The organism is Rummeliibacillus sp. GQ308 (assembly GCF_059759115.1).
The window spans coordinates 567,638-583,342 of sequence record NZ_JCAXDQ010000001.1 but is presented as its reverse complement, the minus strand read 5'-3'; the positions used below and the strand labels follow the sequence as shown (position 1 = coordinate 583,342).

At 39.4% G+C, this 15,705-nt stretch carries 12 protein-coding genes; 1 reads left to right on the top strand and 11 read right to left on the bottom strand.

Features of this window, described 5'->3' with window-relative positions:
• Nucleotides 1–57 precede the first annotated feature (57 nt).
• From AC6CHJ_RS02720 to uvrB, 9 genes are all read right to left on the bottom strand, one after another.
• Complete coding sequence (locus AC6CHJ_RS02720) at nucleotides 58–1,227, bottom strand: PDZ domain-containing protein (RefSeq protein ID WP_498287210.1); 1,170 nt, start codon at nucleotides 1,225–1,227, stop codon at nucleotides 58–60.
• Between the two features lie 236 nt (nucleotides 1,228–1,463).
• Nucleotides 1,464–2,894, bottom strand: coding sequence for a S41 family peptidase (locus AC6CHJ_RS02715; RefSeq protein WP_498287209.1), 1,431 nt, complete (start codon nucleotides 2,892–2,894; stop codon nucleotides 1,464–1,466).
• 81 nt (nucleotides 2,895–2,975) lie between these two features.
• On the bottom strand, nucleotides 2,976–3,551 hold the full coding sequence (locus AC6CHJ_RS02710) for a peroxiredoxin family protein (protein ID WP_184117514.1): 576 nt from the start codon (nucleotides 3,549–3,551) through the stop codon (nucleotides 2,976–2,978).
• Between the two features lie 160 nt (nucleotides 3,552–3,711).
• A complete protein-coding gene (locus AC6CHJ_RS02705; protein ID WP_498288505.1) occupies nucleotides 3,712–4,989 on the bottom strand; it encodes a murein hydrolase activator EnvC family protein in 1,278 nt (425 codons plus the stop codon).
• Between the two features lie 61 nt (nucleotides 4,990–5,050).
• Complete coding sequence (gene ftsX / locus AC6CHJ_RS02700; protein WP_066784732.1) at nucleotides 5,051–5,935, bottom strand: permease-like cell division protein FtsX; 885 nt, start codon at nucleotides 5,933–5,935, stop codon at nucleotides 5,051–5,053.
• Nucleotides 5,925–6,611, bottom strand: a complete 687-nt coding sequence (gene ftsE, locus AC6CHJ_RS02695; RefSeq protein WP_066784729.1) for a cell division ATP-binding protein FtsE — start codon at nucleotides 6,609–6,611, stop codon at nucleotides 5,925–5,927. The genes ftsX and ftsE overlap by 11 nt, the downstream gene beginning before the upstream one ends.
• A 211-nt stretch (nucleotides 6,612–6,822) precedes the next feature.
• Complete coding sequence (locus AC6CHJ_RS02690; protein ID WP_392994951.1) at nucleotides 6,823–8,019, bottom strand: DUF4097 family beta strand repeat-containing protein; 1,197 nt, start codon at nucleotides 8,017–8,019, stop codon at nucleotides 6,823–6,825.
• A 157-nt stretch (nucleotides 8,020–8,176) separates the two neighbouring features.
• Nucleotides 8,177–11,041: an excinuclease ABC subunit UvrA gene (gene uvrA / locus AC6CHJ_RS02685; protein WP_249775527.1), complete on the bottom strand. Its 2,865-nt coding sequence runs from the start codon at nucleotides 11,039–11,041 to the stop codon at nucleotides 8,177–8,179.
• Between the two features lie 5 nt (nucleotides 11,042–11,046).
• Complete coding sequence (gene uvrB / locus AC6CHJ_RS02680; RefSeq protein ID WP_498287208.1) at nucleotides 11,047–13,029, bottom strand: excinuclease ABC subunit UvrB; 1,983 nt, start codon at nucleotides 13,027–13,029, stop codon at nucleotides 11,047–11,049.
• A gap of 447 nt (nucleotides 13,030–13,476) precedes the next feature.
• Here uvrB and AC6CHJ_RS02675 point away from each other — a divergent pair, with 447 nt between their 5' ends.
• The gene (locus tag AC6CHJ_RS02675; protein ID WP_150283706.1) at nucleotides 13,477–14,037 is read left to right on the top strand and encodes a competence protein ComK; all 561 of its coding nucleotides are present in this window, start codon (nucleotides 13,477–13,479) and stop codon (nucleotides 14,035–14,037) included.
• Here the strand turns inward: AC6CHJ_RS02675 and AC6CHJ_RS02670 are convergent.
• Both AC6CHJ_RS02670 and prfB read right to left on the bottom strand, forming a co-directional pair.
• Nucleotides 14,027–14,380: a YhjD family protein gene (locus AC6CHJ_RS02670; protein WP_066784719.1), complete on the bottom strand. Its 354-nt coding sequence runs from the start codon at nucleotides 14,378–14,380 to the stop codon at nucleotides 14,027–14,029. The two genes, AC6CHJ_RS02675 and AC6CHJ_RS02670, sit on opposite strands and share 11 nt — an antisense overlap.
• Before the next feature lie 219 nt (nucleotides 14,381–14,599).
• A protein-coding gene (prfB, locus tag AC6CHJ_RS02665) for a peptide chain release factor 2 (protein ID WP_147195101.1) occupies nucleotides 14,600–15,698 on the bottom strand; the annotation gives its coding sequence in 2 pieces (ribosomal slippage) (nucleotides 14,600–15,625 and nucleotides 15,627–15,698; 1,098 coding nt in all).
• Between the last annotated feature and the right edge of the window lie 7 nt (nucleotides 15,699–15,705).

The following is a 15,705-nucleotide window of genomic DNA, read 5'->3' as shown; positions in this document are numbered from 1 at the left end:
ATATATGCTAGTTTTAAGAATTAACTCTAGCTTAATCTTCTGCTTGCAATGTATCTTCTATCGAACTACTAGCAAGCCAATTCGATAGTGGTCATGACGATAAATGACATGCTGCCTTAACCGAACTTCTCCGTCCTGGTCAACCACTTCTAGTCGACAATGAGCTGCATTTATTTGGAGCGCTTCATATAATTCTTCTTCATTTGAGACCGGAATGCCATTGACTTTACGAATGCATTCACCCACTTGAATGCCCATAGCTGCAGCCGGGGAATCCGGCAAAACCCCCGCAACCATCACACCATTATCTTTGGGCGTTACGGCATAGGTACCATGGCGTTCACTTAATGAATATAGGATTGAAATAAAAATACGTCCAATTATACCGACAAATACTGCTGCGACTCCCATGATTGGAAAGAAGTATGCAATAATTCCTTCAATTAAGACAAGCAGGCCCAGTATTTCAATTGTTTTCCCTACTTGTGGATAAAAGTGTACCGGCAACAACTTTCTTGATCTCTGTTGGAAACCAATGACAAACGGTACAAGAATTAGTGAGAATGTATTGCTTCCTAGCGTAAACTGCGGCCAATATGGAACATATTCGTGAATCGCTCCACTCGGAATGACGAAGAAAATAGGCAGCATCCACAATCGTTTGGCAAGGTAGATAGCGGATGGTAAACCTCGTTCAGACTTTAATATTTTAGGTGAAGCAAGTTTAGCAGCGTTCTTTAAGACAAGAGCACCTTCCGCGACCAGCACAAGCCCAATTAATATAGGAATCGTACTTAACATCCCGACATGCATAGAATGGCTTGTCACATCCCATTTCAAGAAGTGCCAAGAGCCATCTGCAATATATGTATACCATAAGATAACAAATGCGATGCCAAGTGGATAAACAGCAGAAGCTGCATGATAATAAAAAACAGCGATTAAAATAACGCCGACGACTGCACTGATTACAATAAATTGAATGGGAACTGTTAATCCTACGATTAAGCTTATGGCTGAGATGATAACTCCAGGCAACCAGCCTTCTTTCACCATAAGGATTGTCTCAGACCATCCCCAAAAAATTCGTGTCTTAAAGGATTTCCGTTCTGATTTTACACGCTGATAGCCAATTAAAATAGCGAATAAGATTCCTATATATAATAAAGGATTTAAAAAGAAACGGCCGATGCCTTTGATAAATTCCATGATTACATCTATGTACATACGTTTTGCATCACCTTTCATTCTCCGGCAGTTAATATAATGGTGCTTTCATTGTATCAAACAGCCGATTGAAAACGAAGTGTTTTAATGATTATGTACCATTTATCTTATATTAGGGAATGTAAAAGCGGTGAAAAGCAATAGTTTACTCTTCTTCACTTTCTGGCTCAAGAATTGCAAGATTAGCCCTGTAGGAAGCGGTCGAGCATGACTGCTCACCTACAGGGCTTTCTCATCTATTTCAATTTTTGATTAATATAGCTAATCGCCATTTGGAGCTGCGTATCATTTTCTTCTTTCTCTCTATATTGAACCATCTCTTCACGCAGGGTTGTTAAGAATTCCTCATTCATCTCACTTTTGCCGGACAGATTGTGTTTATCACTATACTGTTGAACAGCTTTTGCTGTGGATTTGTCATAATACCCATCCAATCGGCTAATTTGGTAGCCCTGTGTTTTTAATACTTCTTGGATGGATTGGATATCATCTGCAAAATCTCCTTCTTTAAATTTCCCTGCGATTGGTGGCAATTTCATATGAAATAGGGGATTTTGTTCCACTTCAACTCCAGCTTGGATACCCTTGCCATGAATCCATTCCCTTTTTGGCGTCAGCCATTTATTCGTAGAAAGCTTCAATTCGCCCCCATTAGATAATGGCCAAGTTTCTTGTACAGTACCTTTCCCAAAACTTTTAACACCAATAATAATTGCTCGATCTAACTCTTTTAACGCTCCACTTAGCACTTCACTCGCAGAGGCACTTCCCTCATCTTGCAGCAGGACCATCGGCAGCTGTTTTAACTTTTCATCATAATCAAACGCAAGATCATCTTTTGCGACTTTTAAAGGCTCTTGATTGCCCATCGCATCTTCCATGTAGGCGAAAGTAGAATCCGGTTTAACGACACTTCCAATAACTTGTGCGACACTTTTGAGATATCCGCCAGGGTTGCTTCTTACATCAATGATTAAAGCTTGAATATTATTTTTCATTAGTTCGCTTGTTTGCTGGTACCATTCTTCTGCCGTCTTTTCACCAAAAACAGAAATAGCGATATAACCAATATTTTTGTCTTTTACCCCAATGAGCTTGCTTTTGACAGATGTTTGCGCAATTGCTCCTCTTGTAATTTTGATATCTACATGTCGGTTTTCTGAAGGCCTAAATACTGTCATGGTAAGGGTTGTACCCTCATCGCCCCTTATAAGTGCAAGCAATTGAGTTAATGACTTTCCTTCTGCCCTTTGCTTATCTATTTGGACGATTTCGTCATAAGGTTTAAGCCCAGCTTTCTCAGCTGGTGACCCTTTCATTGGCGACACGACAATAAACCGGCCTTGGCTTTGGGTAATCTCTGCTCCTATCCCTACACGTTCATCAGATAATTGTTCCTTATGCATTTTTGCTTCTTCTTTTGTATAGTAGGTGCTGTATGGATCCTTCAAAGCGCCCGCCATACCTGTAATCGCGCCTTCAACCAATTGTTTTTCCGTTGTACTATGAACCGACTCTTGGCGAATTAATTGATATGCTTCTCCAACAGGTTCTAAAGTCGTTGATTCAGCCTTCACTGCTTCTTTTGTTTTTTGGGACTTCATGAAATAGAAAATCCCTCCGCATACCAATACACTAATAAATAAATAAAGCCACCATTTTCGCATTAATCTCAGTCCCTCCCATATCTTTGCACTATATGAGAGAGAGTCCTGAAATAAAACTAAAATGGTGGACATGTTTTGAAATTATTTTAGGGAACTCATTGCATATTCCATCATTTTCCTATCCATTGGACCCTTAATTATCTGCTTAATTTGTCCTTTTTCGTTAATGAAATAGGTTGTAGGAATGTTAACTATTTCGTACTGCTTTTGCTGTTCCCCTTTCTTATCTAATAAGATAGGGTATGTGATATCGTACGATTCGGCAAACTCTTTAATATACTCTTTACTTTTATCAGCACTAGTCAAATTGACCGCTAATATTTCTACATTATCTTTTTTATTCAAGCTTTTATAATACTTCTCCATTTGTGGTATCTCTTCTTTACATGGTGGACACCATGTTGTCCAGAAGTTCAGGATTATTTTTTTGCCGCGATAATCTGATAGCTTCACTTTTTTCCCTTCGAGAGTCTTAAGCGTAAAATCAGGAGCATATTGACTGATTTCTACTCCACTCTCTTCTACTTCTTTTGTTTCTACTTGTGTGTATGAGGTGTCGATTTTTTCTGCTTCTGTTATTTTCGACTTTAAAAAGTTCGTGAGCGCAAAAACAATTAATGCCGCGACTAGCAGCAAACCGAAAACTTTCTTTTTCACTTTTTCGCCTCCAGCTTTGCATATCTATAAGAATTTATGCTTGTTACCATACTAAAAATGCTATCACAATCTAATTTGAAAAGCTATGAATGCTGTGTGAATAGATACATTGGAAATAAAAAAGTTGCCGGCTAAATAGCCAGCAACCAATTCATTATGTTTAAAATGAGATATACCGCAAAGGATTGACCGCTCCTACTTTTTGCCCTTCCCATGGTGTTGTATGGATTTCAAAATGGAGGTGGCTGCCGTATGCGCGGCCTGTATGCCCCATATAGCCAATCACCTGGCCTTTATGAACCCTTTCGCCAACAGATACCTTATATTGGCTTAAATGTGCATAAACTGTCGTAAAGATATGTCCTTCAATGGAATGTGTCATCATGATCACATTGCCGTAGGTAGACAAGGGACTAGCACGAAACACTACTCCATCGGAGGCTGCTACTACAGGGGTGCCCTCTTTATTCGCAAGATCAATACCATAGTGAAATTCTGCACCTTCACCTAAATCCCGCCAACCGTGATTGGATGTCAGCCGCCCTACAGCCGGCTTTGTCCATGTTCCAAACGTGACCTCGGGCAGTTCGCCCGTCTCCATTTGAGAAGCAGCCGAAGTAGCTGCATTTGACGTAGAGGACATTTGTGCTGCTAGGTTTGCTAGTCTTTGCTGTTCTTCTTCAATCTCTCTTTTCACATTTTCACTCATCGTGACAGCTTCTGAGTATTCCTTTTCAAGGAGTCTCTTCCCTGTTTGCAGCTTTTTTTGTTCTGCTTCCAGTTTGTCGATTATACGATTTTTATCTATTATTTGTTCATCATACGATTTACGAAGCAATTCTAATTGTTCACGGTAGATTTTTTTCTTCTCTACTTTCCCATCAAGCTCTGCCTGTTTCTCTTCCAAACGCTCCTTTTTGTAGCGTTGTTCTCGTAAAATTTGGCGATCTGCTTGTAATAATGTATTCACAGCACCTACACGGTCAATAAAATCACCTAAACTTTGTGATTGTAAGACAAGGGTCACATAGCTTAAACTCCCATTGTTTTCTTGAAGAGCCCTTGCACGATTATCAAGCAATTCAGAACGTTGATTGATTGTTTGCTGCATGCTTTCAACCGATACACTTAATTGTTTGATTGCTTTAGACATCTTGTGTTCTTTCGCAAGCACGGAACCAATTTTCAAATCAGTTTTAGTAAGTTTACGATCAAGGCTAGCGATTTGGTCCATATAATTCTCAATTGTTGCTTGATGTTGATTAATCTCAGAAGTTTTTGCATCTAATTTTGAATGGATTTCACTTTTTTCTTTGTCCATTCTTTGCTGTTTACTATTTAAGTCCTTGATAGATGTTGCATGCACCTTTATCGTTGGCCATACTAGAGTAAATGCGATTGTGGTACATAGTAAAGCTTTTAAGGCCCTTGATTTCATGTTCAACCACGAATCCCCCTGATATTCTTTCTCTCTCAACATTGCACATTTATGGCTTAACTTACACTTTTAAGAATTTACGTACAGACATAAAACTTCCCCACATACCGATGATTACGCCCATTACTAATATCAATGCATCTATCTCAATGATAAATGGAGAAACGCTTAGCAATTCGAACACTTCTCCCTTTAATCTTGGCGCTAGCGCACTATGGATATTTGCATACGCAAGCGTTACAACTACAATCGGAATAATTGATCCTAAAATACCTAGCCAAATCCCTTCTAGTAAGAAAGGAATGCGTACAAACCAGTTTGTAGCACCTACAAGTTTCATGATTTCAATCTCTTTACTTCGAGCAAAAATAGTAATTTTGATAGTATTCGAAATTAGGAACATTGCAGTCAGCAATAAGGCAATGATGAGTACAATCCCCACATTTCTACCTGTGTTTAACACATTGAAGAGCTTCTCGATTTTCCCTTTTCCGTATAGCGCTTCATATGTACCATCCATCTTATCAATTTGTTTAGCGATTTTCGCTGTCTGTTGAGGGTTGGATGCTTTGACATAAAGAACATTTCGCAATGGATTACTTTGTTTAAATAAACTTAAATCATTACCAAAGTCTTTCACTAAACCGCTTAATTCACTCTCTTTTGATGAATAGCGTATTGATTCTACCCCTGGCAAGTTCTTAATTTGATCTTGCAGATTGCTCTCATCTTTTTCATTTGCTTGTAAATCGATGAGTACTTTGATCTCCACATCGTTTTCCAGATCATCGGCAACTTTGTTTAAGTTCATCATAATCACCATAAATACTCCTACAAGCAATAGGGTTACGGTGACGGCACTGACAGAAGCAAATGTCATCCATCCATTTCTGGCAATTGATTTAAAGCTTTCTCGTAAATGACGCGACAAGGTGTTAAATTTCATAGCCGTAATCACCTCCTCGTTCATCACGAACAATTAGTCCGCCTTCAATGGCAACAACACGACGCCTCATATTATTAACGATTTCTCGATTGTGCGTCGCCATAATAATGGTTGTCCCTCTTGCATTAATCTCTTCAAATAAACTCATAATCTCCCAAGATGTATCAGGGTCTAGGTTTCCGGTCGGTTCATCGGCAATTACTACTTTTGGTAAATTGACAATGGATCTCGCAATCGACACGCGTTGTTGCTCGCCACCCGATAATTCATCCGGAAACATTCTCGCTTTCTTTTTTAAGCCCACTAAATCCAACACATCCATCACACGTTTCCGTATTTTTTCCGGATGTTCTTCAATTACCTCAAGAGCAAATGCGACGTTCTCAAAGACAGTAAGCTTTGGCAGCAGCTTAAAATCTTGAAAGACTACGCCGATTTGCCTTCTTAAGTAAGGAACTTCTTTATTCTTCAAATTAGACAGGTTCATGCCATTCACAACAATTTCACCTGATGACGCTTTTTCTTCCCGATACATCATCTTAATAAAAGTCGATTTCCCAGCACCGCTCGGACCGACAATATAAACAAACTCCCCTTGGTTAATTCTTATATTGAGCCCATTCAGCGCTACAATACCATTGGGGTACTTTTTATAGACATTCTTCATTTCTATCATATTTAGACCACCTATGTTTTAGTAAAACTTGACTATTTTCCACTCTATTATATCACGGCACTATTTGTCTACCATTACAAGTGTATTTCAAATAGGTGAATTATTACTTGGGTGTTTCTTTTTATTTACTTGTTATTTAATGTGCAAAAAAAGACTGCATCAAAAGAAAGCGTTAAAGCTTTCTTTTAAAGCAGTCTTCTTACCATAACTTTTAAAGGTTATATCGAACTATAACTGAACCAGTTTTTGTTTCCCCTTCAACTAGCAGAGTTTGTGTATCTTCAATTACTTTTGAGAATTGTACACTCTTTTGCAAGAACTGATTTTGTTCATTTTGTCGTTGGATATCCGGTAGACGCACATCTACTTTTCCTAAGTTTGAAGTGACTTCACCCTGTAGGGAGGTATTATTCGGTATATAAATTTCCACTGCACCAGCAATTGTTTGGGCACGGATATTCTTTGCTTTTTCAGTTCGAGTCGTCACTACGACATGGCCATTAGCTGATTTCGCATCTAATTCTTCTATTTTGCCATCGACATAAATGCGGCCATTGACTGTTTCTACTTCTGCTTTTTTCCCTTTCACATCACGTAGGTCAATTGCGCCATTGGCAGTTTCTGCTTCCAATTGGTAGAAACCAACATTTTTGAAATCAATACCACCATTCATTGTTTTGACTTTTATTTGTTCGATGTCAATGTTAGCTGTTTTAAATCCTCCATTGAATTGGCGGATTGTGACGAAATCATATTTTTTTGCCGGAATGTAAATAGTAGCATCTAGGCGCAGTTTTTTTGTTGCAGAGACAATTCGTAATGTATCATCATCTGCCTTGCTGACTACACCTTGATTGAATTCATTTAATATGTCATCCGACATTTTTCCAATGGTTGGTCGAATTCGATATACAATTTTCGCGCTCTCTTCGTTCGTTGGAATCAACTCGATATTACCATTGGGAATATCAATACTAATATTAGAAAACGTAGCGTTTTGTAACTCTTCTATTTTTTCTTCTGAGGCTGAAGAACTCATAAACCCTTTGTCAAAATCGAATTCTTTCACTTTCGAGAAAGTAGTGTTCATTAAATTCACCAATTTCGTTCCAAATTGTGTGAAGTCTTTTCGTATTTCTTCAAAGAATTCATCTTCATTGCCCGATTGGCGTTGTTCAGTTGTCTGCTCCCCATACTGGTCACTTGCCATCTTCTCTTTTTTCGACTCATTTTCGAAATATTCTTTCTGTGGAGCAGTCTTGCTGCTATCAGTTGTTGCTTTATTTTCGTTTGGCTGTTGATTCATGTTTGATGGCTGCTCAAGTTTTTCAAATAGTACGATTGCTTCTTGGGCGGTGATTGTGCCTTTTTCGACTAAATCCAAAATTCGTTTACGTTCATCTTGCATAATAACACCCTCCATTATTCGTCTTACTACATGTACGAATTCACTGGCAAAAAGTTTCATAATAGCGGAAGGAGATATACCTGCCAAAGCTTACTTAGCTCTCTATGACAGATAAATCTCCATTTCCAGTCATGCTATCTTAATCATTTTACTAATACTATTTCTGCGCTTTTTCGAGCGATGCTTCCATACGGGCTCGATCACGTTCTAATACACGATTCAAATAAAATCCAGTATATGAACCTTCTGTGTCAGCTACTTGCTCAGGCGTTCCCTTAGCAACAACAGTACCACCTTTATCTCCGCCTTCTGGTCCCATATCTATAATGTAGTCAACTGTTTTTATTACATCAAGATTATGTTCGATAACCAGCACTGTGTCGCCATTCTCTACAAGTCGATGTAACACTTTCAATAGACGAGAAATATCATCTGCATGAAGTCCTGTTGTCGGTTCATCCAATATATAAATGGATTTTCCATTAGACCGTTTATGCAATTCAGATGCCAGTTTAACGCGTTGCGCTTCCCCACCGGATAACGTAGTTGCTGGTTGGCCAAGTTTGATATAACCTAATCCCACATCAACTAATGTTTGCAGCTTTCTAGCAATACGCGGGATGTTTTTGAAGAATTCCAAGCCATTTTCAACTGTCATTTCGAGCACATCTGAAATATTTTGGTCTTTATATTTTACCTCAAGTGTTTCCCGATTATAACGTTTGCCATGACATACTTCACATGGTACGTAAACATCAGGCAAGAAATGCATCTCAATTTTGATGATCCCGTCTCCACGACACGCTTCACAGCGTCCGCCTTTGACATTAAAGCTAAAGCGTCCTTTTTTATAACCGCGTACTTTCGCTTCATTTGTAGAAGCGAACACATCTCGAATATCATCAAATACCCCTGTATATGTTGCTGGGTTAGAACGTGGCGTTCTACCGATTGGTGACTGGTCAATATCTATCACTTTTTCTAACTGCTCGATCCCTTCTATTTCTTTCACTTCGCCAGGCTTAATCTTGGCGCGGTTCAATTTATGAGCGAGCGTTTTATATAGAATTTCATTGACTAACGTACTCTTCCCAGATCCAGAAACACCAGTTACCGCAACAAATACGCCTAATGGAATATCTACTTTTACATTTTTCAAATTGTTTTCTCTTGCCCCTTTAATCTTGATATAGCGGCCATCAGGGGTTCTCCGTTCAATTGGCAATGGGATAAATTTCTCGCCGCTTAAATATTTCCCTGTCAATGAATGCGGATTATGCATAACCTCCTGCGGTGTACCGGCAGCAACAATTTCACCGCCATGTGCTCCTGCGCCAGGTCCTACATCGATTAAATAATCAGCGGCCATCATTGTATCCTCATCATGCTCAACAACAATCAATGTGTTGCCCAGATCTCTCATGCTTTGCAATGTAGCGATTAGACGGTCATTATCGCGCTGATGTAGGCCAATTGACGGCTCATCTAGGATATATAACACACCAGTTAACCGAGAGCCAATTTGAGTGGCGAGACGAATACGCTGTGCCTCCCCGCCCGATAATGTGCCTGCTGCACGGTTTAATGTTAGATAATCCAAACCAACATTGATTAAAAAGCTTAATCGCTCTTGAATCTCTCTTAAAATCAACCGGGCAATCTGCATATCTTTTTCCGATAGCTCTAGTTCTTTAAATAGTTGGAATGCTTCTTTTACAGATAGCTCTGTTACTTCACCAATATGCATACCATTGATCTTTACAGCTAATGATTCGGGTTTTAAACGATGACCGTGACATGATGGGCACGGTTGCTGTACCATGTATTTTTCCATTTGCTCACGTACATAATCCGAGCTAGTTTCTTTGTAGCGTCGTTCTACATTTCTTAACACACCTTCAAAGAAAATATTTTGGTCTCGTACGCTTCCGAATTCATTTTCATAGTGGAAGTGAATACTATCATTTCCCGATCCATTCAATATCTTATCCATTTGTTCACTTGATAGCTCTTTTACCGGCACATCCATTGGGATGCCGTAATGGTAGCAAACAGCTTTCAATAATTGCGGATAGAATTGTGAGCTTGTTGGAATCCATGGAGCAATGGCTCCTTCATCCAATGTCAAATCCCAGTCTGGTATGACTAATTCTTTATCTACTACTAGTTTAGAGCCAAGACCGTCACATCTTGCACATGCACCAAACGGGCTGTTGAAGGAGAACATTTTCGGTTCTAATTCGCCGATTGAAAAGCCACAAATAGGACAAGCGTGATGTTCGCTGAATAACAGTTCTTCATGTTCCATCACATCGACTACTACACGGCCTTCTGCAAGCCTTAACGCTGTTTCTAATGAATCGCTTATACGTGCCTCGACGCCTTCTTTTAAAACGATACGGTCTATGACCACTTCAATCGTATGTTTTTTATTCTTGTCTAATTCAATATTATCGTCTAAATCGCGGAGTTCACCATCTATTCGTGCACGAACAAACCCCTGTTTTTTTAGATCCTCTAAAAGTTTTACATGTGTGCCCTTTCTCCCTTGGATCATGGGTGCAAGCAGTTGAAGCTTGGTACGCTCAGGATACTGCTTAATGCGATCCACCATTTGTTCAATGGTTTGAGAAGTAATTTCAATACCATGCTTTGGACAGATTGGTTTTCCGACACGAGCAAAAAGCAATCGCAGGTAATCATAAATCTCCGTTACCGTTCCGACTGTTGAACGTGGATTTCGGCTTGTTGTTTTTTGATCGATTGATATGGCAGGCGATAAGCCTTCTATCGCATCTACATCCGGCTTGTCCATCTGACCTAAAAATTGCCGTGCATAAGATGACAGCGACTCAACATAACGCCTTTGACCTTCCGCATAAATCGTATCAAAAGCGAGAGAGGATTTCCCTGAACCCGACAAACCAGTAATCACGACTAATTGGTCTCTTGGAATGGTCACATCTATATTTTTTAAATTATTTGCTCTGGCACCTTGTACTACAATCTCTTGATTTTTCAAATTGGTCATCCTTCCGACTTCAATTCCAAAATAGTGTCTCTTAATTCTGCTGCCCGCTCAAAATCAAGCGCTTTTGCAGCATCCTTCATTTCTGTCTCTAATGATTCAAGCAATGTGATTTTTTCCGCCTTCGTAAGCTTTTTGCCTTGGGTTGCCTTTGTCAAATATGATTCAGGTTCCTCCGCAGCTTGTGTTGCGCGAATCACATCCCGAATTTCTTTTTGTATAGTTTTAGGTGTAATATTGTGTTTTTCATTATATTCCATTTGAATTGTACGACGGCGTTCCGTTTCCTCGAGTGCTTTTGCCATTGAATCTGTAATGCGATCAGCATACATAATGACATGCCCATTGGCATTTCGAGCAGCACGACCGATTGTTTGGATTAAAGAACGTTCTGAACGAAGGAAACCTTCTTTATCCGCATCTAAAATAGCGACAAGCGAAACTTCCGGAATGTCTAGTCCTTCACGAAGCAAGTTAATACCGACTAGTACATCATATGTTCCTACACGCAGCTCGCGAATAATCTCAATACGCTCTAACGTTTTTATTTCAGAGTGCAAATACTGTACCTTGATGCCCATCTCTTTTAAATAATCGGTTAAATCCTCCGACATTTTTTTCGTAAGCGTCGTAATGAGTACACGTTCATTCCGTTGAATTCTATTTTGAATTTCATCCATTAGGTCATCGATTTGGCCTTCGATTGGGCGTACATCGATTTCTGGATCAAGCAAGCCAGTCGGGCGAATAATTTGTTCAGCCATCTCAGGTGTATGTTCCAATTCATAAGGACCAGGCGTTGCCGAAACATAAATTGCGTTATGAATATGTTTCTCAAATTCTTCAAATTTCAGCGGCCTGTTATCAAGTGCGGACGGCAAGCGGAATCCGTGTTCTACTAGTACGTTTTTGCGTGCTTGGTCTCCATTATACATACCACGGATTTGCGGCAATGTAACATGACTTTCATCAATAACAAGCAGAAAGTCTTCCGGGAAGTAATCAAGCAATGTATAAGGTGTAACACCAGCCGGGCGCAATGTAAGATGCCTTGAATAGTTTTCTATGCCAGAGCAGAAGCCCATTTCGCGCATCATTTCCAAGTCGTAATTCGTTCGTTGCTCTAATCGCTGTGCTTCAAGCAGCTTGTCTTCTTCTCGCATATGTTTTAATTGATCTTTCAGTTCTACTTCAATATTATCTATTGCTTTTAATAATTTCTCCTCACGCGTAACGAAGTGGGATGCTGGGAAAATAGCAATATGTTCTCTATCTCCAAGTACTTCGCCTGTCAACGCATCTACTTCTCTAATGCGGTCAACTTCATCCCCGAAAAATTCAATACGGATACAGTGTTCATCTCGAGATGCAGGGAAAATTTCGACTACATCTCCGCGCACTCTAAAGGTACCACGCGTGAAATTTATATCATTTCGTTCATACTGGATATCTACCAGTTTGCGGAGCAGCTGGTTGCGTTCAATTTCCATCCCTGTACGAATGGACACAACCATTTCACGATACTCTTCCGGGTTCCCCAAGCCATAGATACAAGAAACGGATGCAATAATAATTACATCATCTCGTTCAAACAATGAGGAAGTGGCAGAGTGCCGCAGTTTATCGATTTCATCATTGATGCTGGCGTCCTTTTCAATGTAGGTATCGGTTTGTGGCACATACGCTTCCGGTTGGTAATAATCATAATAGCTGACGAAATACTCGACAGCATTATTTGGAAAAAACTCCTTAAACTCACTGTAAAGTTGACCTGCGAGCGTTTTATTATGCGCAATGATCAGCGTCGGCTTTTTCACCTCTTTGATAACGTTTGAAATCGTAAAAGTTTTCCCCGTTCCTGTTGCGCCAAGAAGTGTTTGATGCTGTTTATTTTGTCTAACGCCTTCAACCAGTTCTTTAATCGCTGCAGGCTGGTCGCCACTCGGTTGATATGCGGAATGTAATTCAAAATCTTTACTCATTTGGTTCCTCCCCGTTCCTTAAAACTCTTAGACATATTTTAACATAGCTACGCACAAGTATCCAGAAATAAGCGAACGTACGTTTTATTGTTTAAATAAAAAAACCGCTCCATCTGAACGGTTTTTAATTTTTAAATTGAATGATAACAGTCACAGTTTTCTACTTTGGGGGCTTTTACTGAGAAAGTAAAACAAAAATAGTTTAATTTTACCCTCATATGGCCCAAGCAAAGTATTCATTCTACCAACAAAAAGAGAAGAACGACCAATGATATGGCACTTTTCTCTGTTTTATTTCCTGAAATACTTTTTGTTAGTATAGGAAAAACAACATGAATATGCAATCTTTTTTACTTTCTCATCTATCTATAGAAATAGTGTAGTTGAGATCATTATATACCCGTAAATTTAGTCTTTGAATCCACCAACATACTAGGAGGAATAAAAATGGAAATTATAAAAATTCATGAATTTTATCTCACACCGGATATTTGCATGCTTAAGCCTATTTTGGTAGACAAACGAAATTATTCACTTGTTATTGAGCTCAATCGTCAATACATCGTCTCGTGTACCGTGACCCGATTGATTAATTATATTTGTACTTCACTCGGCACTTCATTGGACGTATCACTGGAATATTCAAATTACGTATTTAGCAAAGTAAACGAACATGCCAAATCAGACACAATTATTAAACTACCTATCATCTTAACGGCTCTTTTACAGCCATATATTTTCTTTCCGACTGCATCACCTAAGAAAAAGCATAACGCATGGATTTTGTGGCAAAATTTTAGAGGACATACTATGATGAATAAACAAGAAATGGGCTTATATTTCAAAAAAGGAGTTTATATAGAGGAACAATTAAGTTTTACAACACTTTCAAGGCAGCAATATTATGCTTCCATCCTTTATTTCCGTCATATGGACGAGGTGATTAATAGACATCAAAAAATGGACAATCGTTCAATTATAGAGCGCGGCTTGTTTCTTATGACTTAGATAAATAGTGAGTTAACAGTTCTTCCACATGATTGCGCAGCCGAATATTCGAGTATCGGCGGCAATCTTGGGCTCTTTTATTGATAAAAATGTATTCGGAGAATAGATCATCTCGCTCCCCGCGGAATACTTGCAGCTGATGCATAGCCAAATAACGTTTCGTCTCAGCCAGTTCTTTGTGGACTCGCTTGGTTGTCTGTTCAAGCAGCCTTATATAGGGTTGTTTTAATTTAAAATGCCCTTGCTCAAATTCCTTGCTATCACGCTTTAGAATTTGCAGCACCATTGGCAAGTAAATGGCCTGCTCTAACCTATGAATTGCTTCATTCGATAAATTCAACATCGCCAACAACCTCCATAGAAAACAAACGTTCTTATTTTATTTTATATTCGAGTTGCTCATTTAGCAAGTAAATTTAAGAACAAACGTTTGGTATATTTTGTCTCAATACCCAAAATAGAAAGAGACAACACCGCTACTAGCAAAAAATACGCCCGTTCAGATGAGACCTTGCAAAAGTCTATCCGCTCGGGCGTATTATTTATTCATAACTTACAGTTTTTATAATTGTGAGCGCAAATATGCATTAATAAACTGGTCAATATCGCCATCCATCACCGCTTGGACATTACCGGTTTCTGTGTTGGTGCGATGGTCTTTCACCATTGAATACGGATGGAATACATATGAACGGATTTGGCTACTCCAGCCGATTTCCTTCTGTTCACCGCGGATATCATCTAGCTGAGCTTGCTGCTCTTCTACTTTTAGCTGATACAATTTCGCCTGCAGCATATTCATCGCTTTCTCACGGTTTTTAATTTGTGAGCGTTCAGCCTGGCATGCTACCACAACACCTGTTGGCAAGTGAGTAATACGGACAGCGGATTCTGTTTTATTGATATGCTGTCCTCCTGCGCCTGATGCACGATACGTATCTACTTTTAAATCTTCTGAACGAATTTCAACAGCAATCTCATCAGTAAACTCCGGCATAACATCTGCAGACACAAAGGAAGTATGTCGACGTCCCGCGGAATCGAATGGTGAAATACGTACAAGGCGATGAACGCCTTTTTCGGCTTTCAGGTAACCGTATGCATTATGTCCACGAATTGCGAGTGTAACAGACTTCAACCCTGCTTCATCGCCTGGCAAGTAGTCTAATGTTTCTACTTTGAAATCATGTTTTTCTGCCCAGCGCGTATACATACGCAAAAGCATAGACCCCCAATCTTGGGACTCGGTACCGCCTGCACCTGGGTGAAGTTCCACAATGGCATTGTTTTGATCGTAAGGATCGCTTAAAAGCAATTGCAGTTCGAAATCCTCGGTGCGTTTTTTAAACTCATCCATCTCGTTAAAAAGTTCTTGCTGCAATTCTTCATCTGGTTCCTCTTTCAATAAATCCAGTGTCATTTCAAGGTTTTCTTGCGTTTCAACTAATTCGTGAAATTCGTTGACGATTTCTTTTAAACCTCTGGATTCACTGATAATTTTTTGCGCATTGTTTTGATCATCCCAGAAAGATGGCTCAAGCATCATTTCATCCAATTCTTGAATCCGCGCCTCTTTGTTTTCTAAGTCAAAGAGACCCCCTAAAGTCTTCTAATTTTGTGGACGTCCCATCAAGGTCGTTCCGAACATCTGATAATTCCATCATAATT

Excerpts from the sequence above, each read along its gene's own strand:
- AC6CHJ_RS02720 (WP_498287210.1), bottom strand. The coding sequence starts at position 1,227 with ATGTACATAGATGTAATCATGGAATTTATCAAAGGCATCGGCCGTTTC.
- AC6CHJ_RS02715 (WP_498287209.1), bottom strand. The coding sequence starts at position 2,894 with ATGCGAAAATGGTGGCTTTATTTATTTATTAGTGTATTGGTATGCGGA.
- AC6CHJ_RS02705 (WP_498288505.1), bottom strand. The coding sequence starts at position 4,989 with ATGAAATCAAGGGCCTTAAAAGCTTTACTATGTACCACAATCGCATTT.
- ftsX (WP_066784732.1), bottom strand. The coding sequence starts at position 5,935 with ATGAAATTTAACACCTTGTCGCGTCATTTACGAGAAAGCTTTAAATCA.
- ftsE (WP_066784729.1), bottom strand. The coding sequence starts at position 6,611 with ATGATAGAAATGAAGAATGTCTATAAAAAGTACCCCAATGGTATTGTA.
- AC6CHJ_RS02690 (WP_392994951.1), bottom strand. The coding sequence starts at position 8,019 with ATGCAAGATGAACGTAAACGAATTTTGGATTTAGTCGAAAAAGGCACA.
- uvrB (WP_498287208.1), bottom strand. The coding sequence starts at position 13,029 with ATGAGTAAAGATTTTGAATTACATTCCGCATATCAACCGAGTGGCGAC.
- AC6CHJ_RS02675 (WP_150283706.1), top strand. The coding sequence starts at position 13,477 with ATGGAAATTATAAAAATTCATGAATTTTATCTCACACCGGATATTTGC.
- AC6CHJ_RS02670 (WP_066784719.1), bottom strand. The coding sequence starts at position 14,380 with ATGTTGAATTTATCGAATGAAGCAATTCATAGGTTAGAGCAGGCCATT.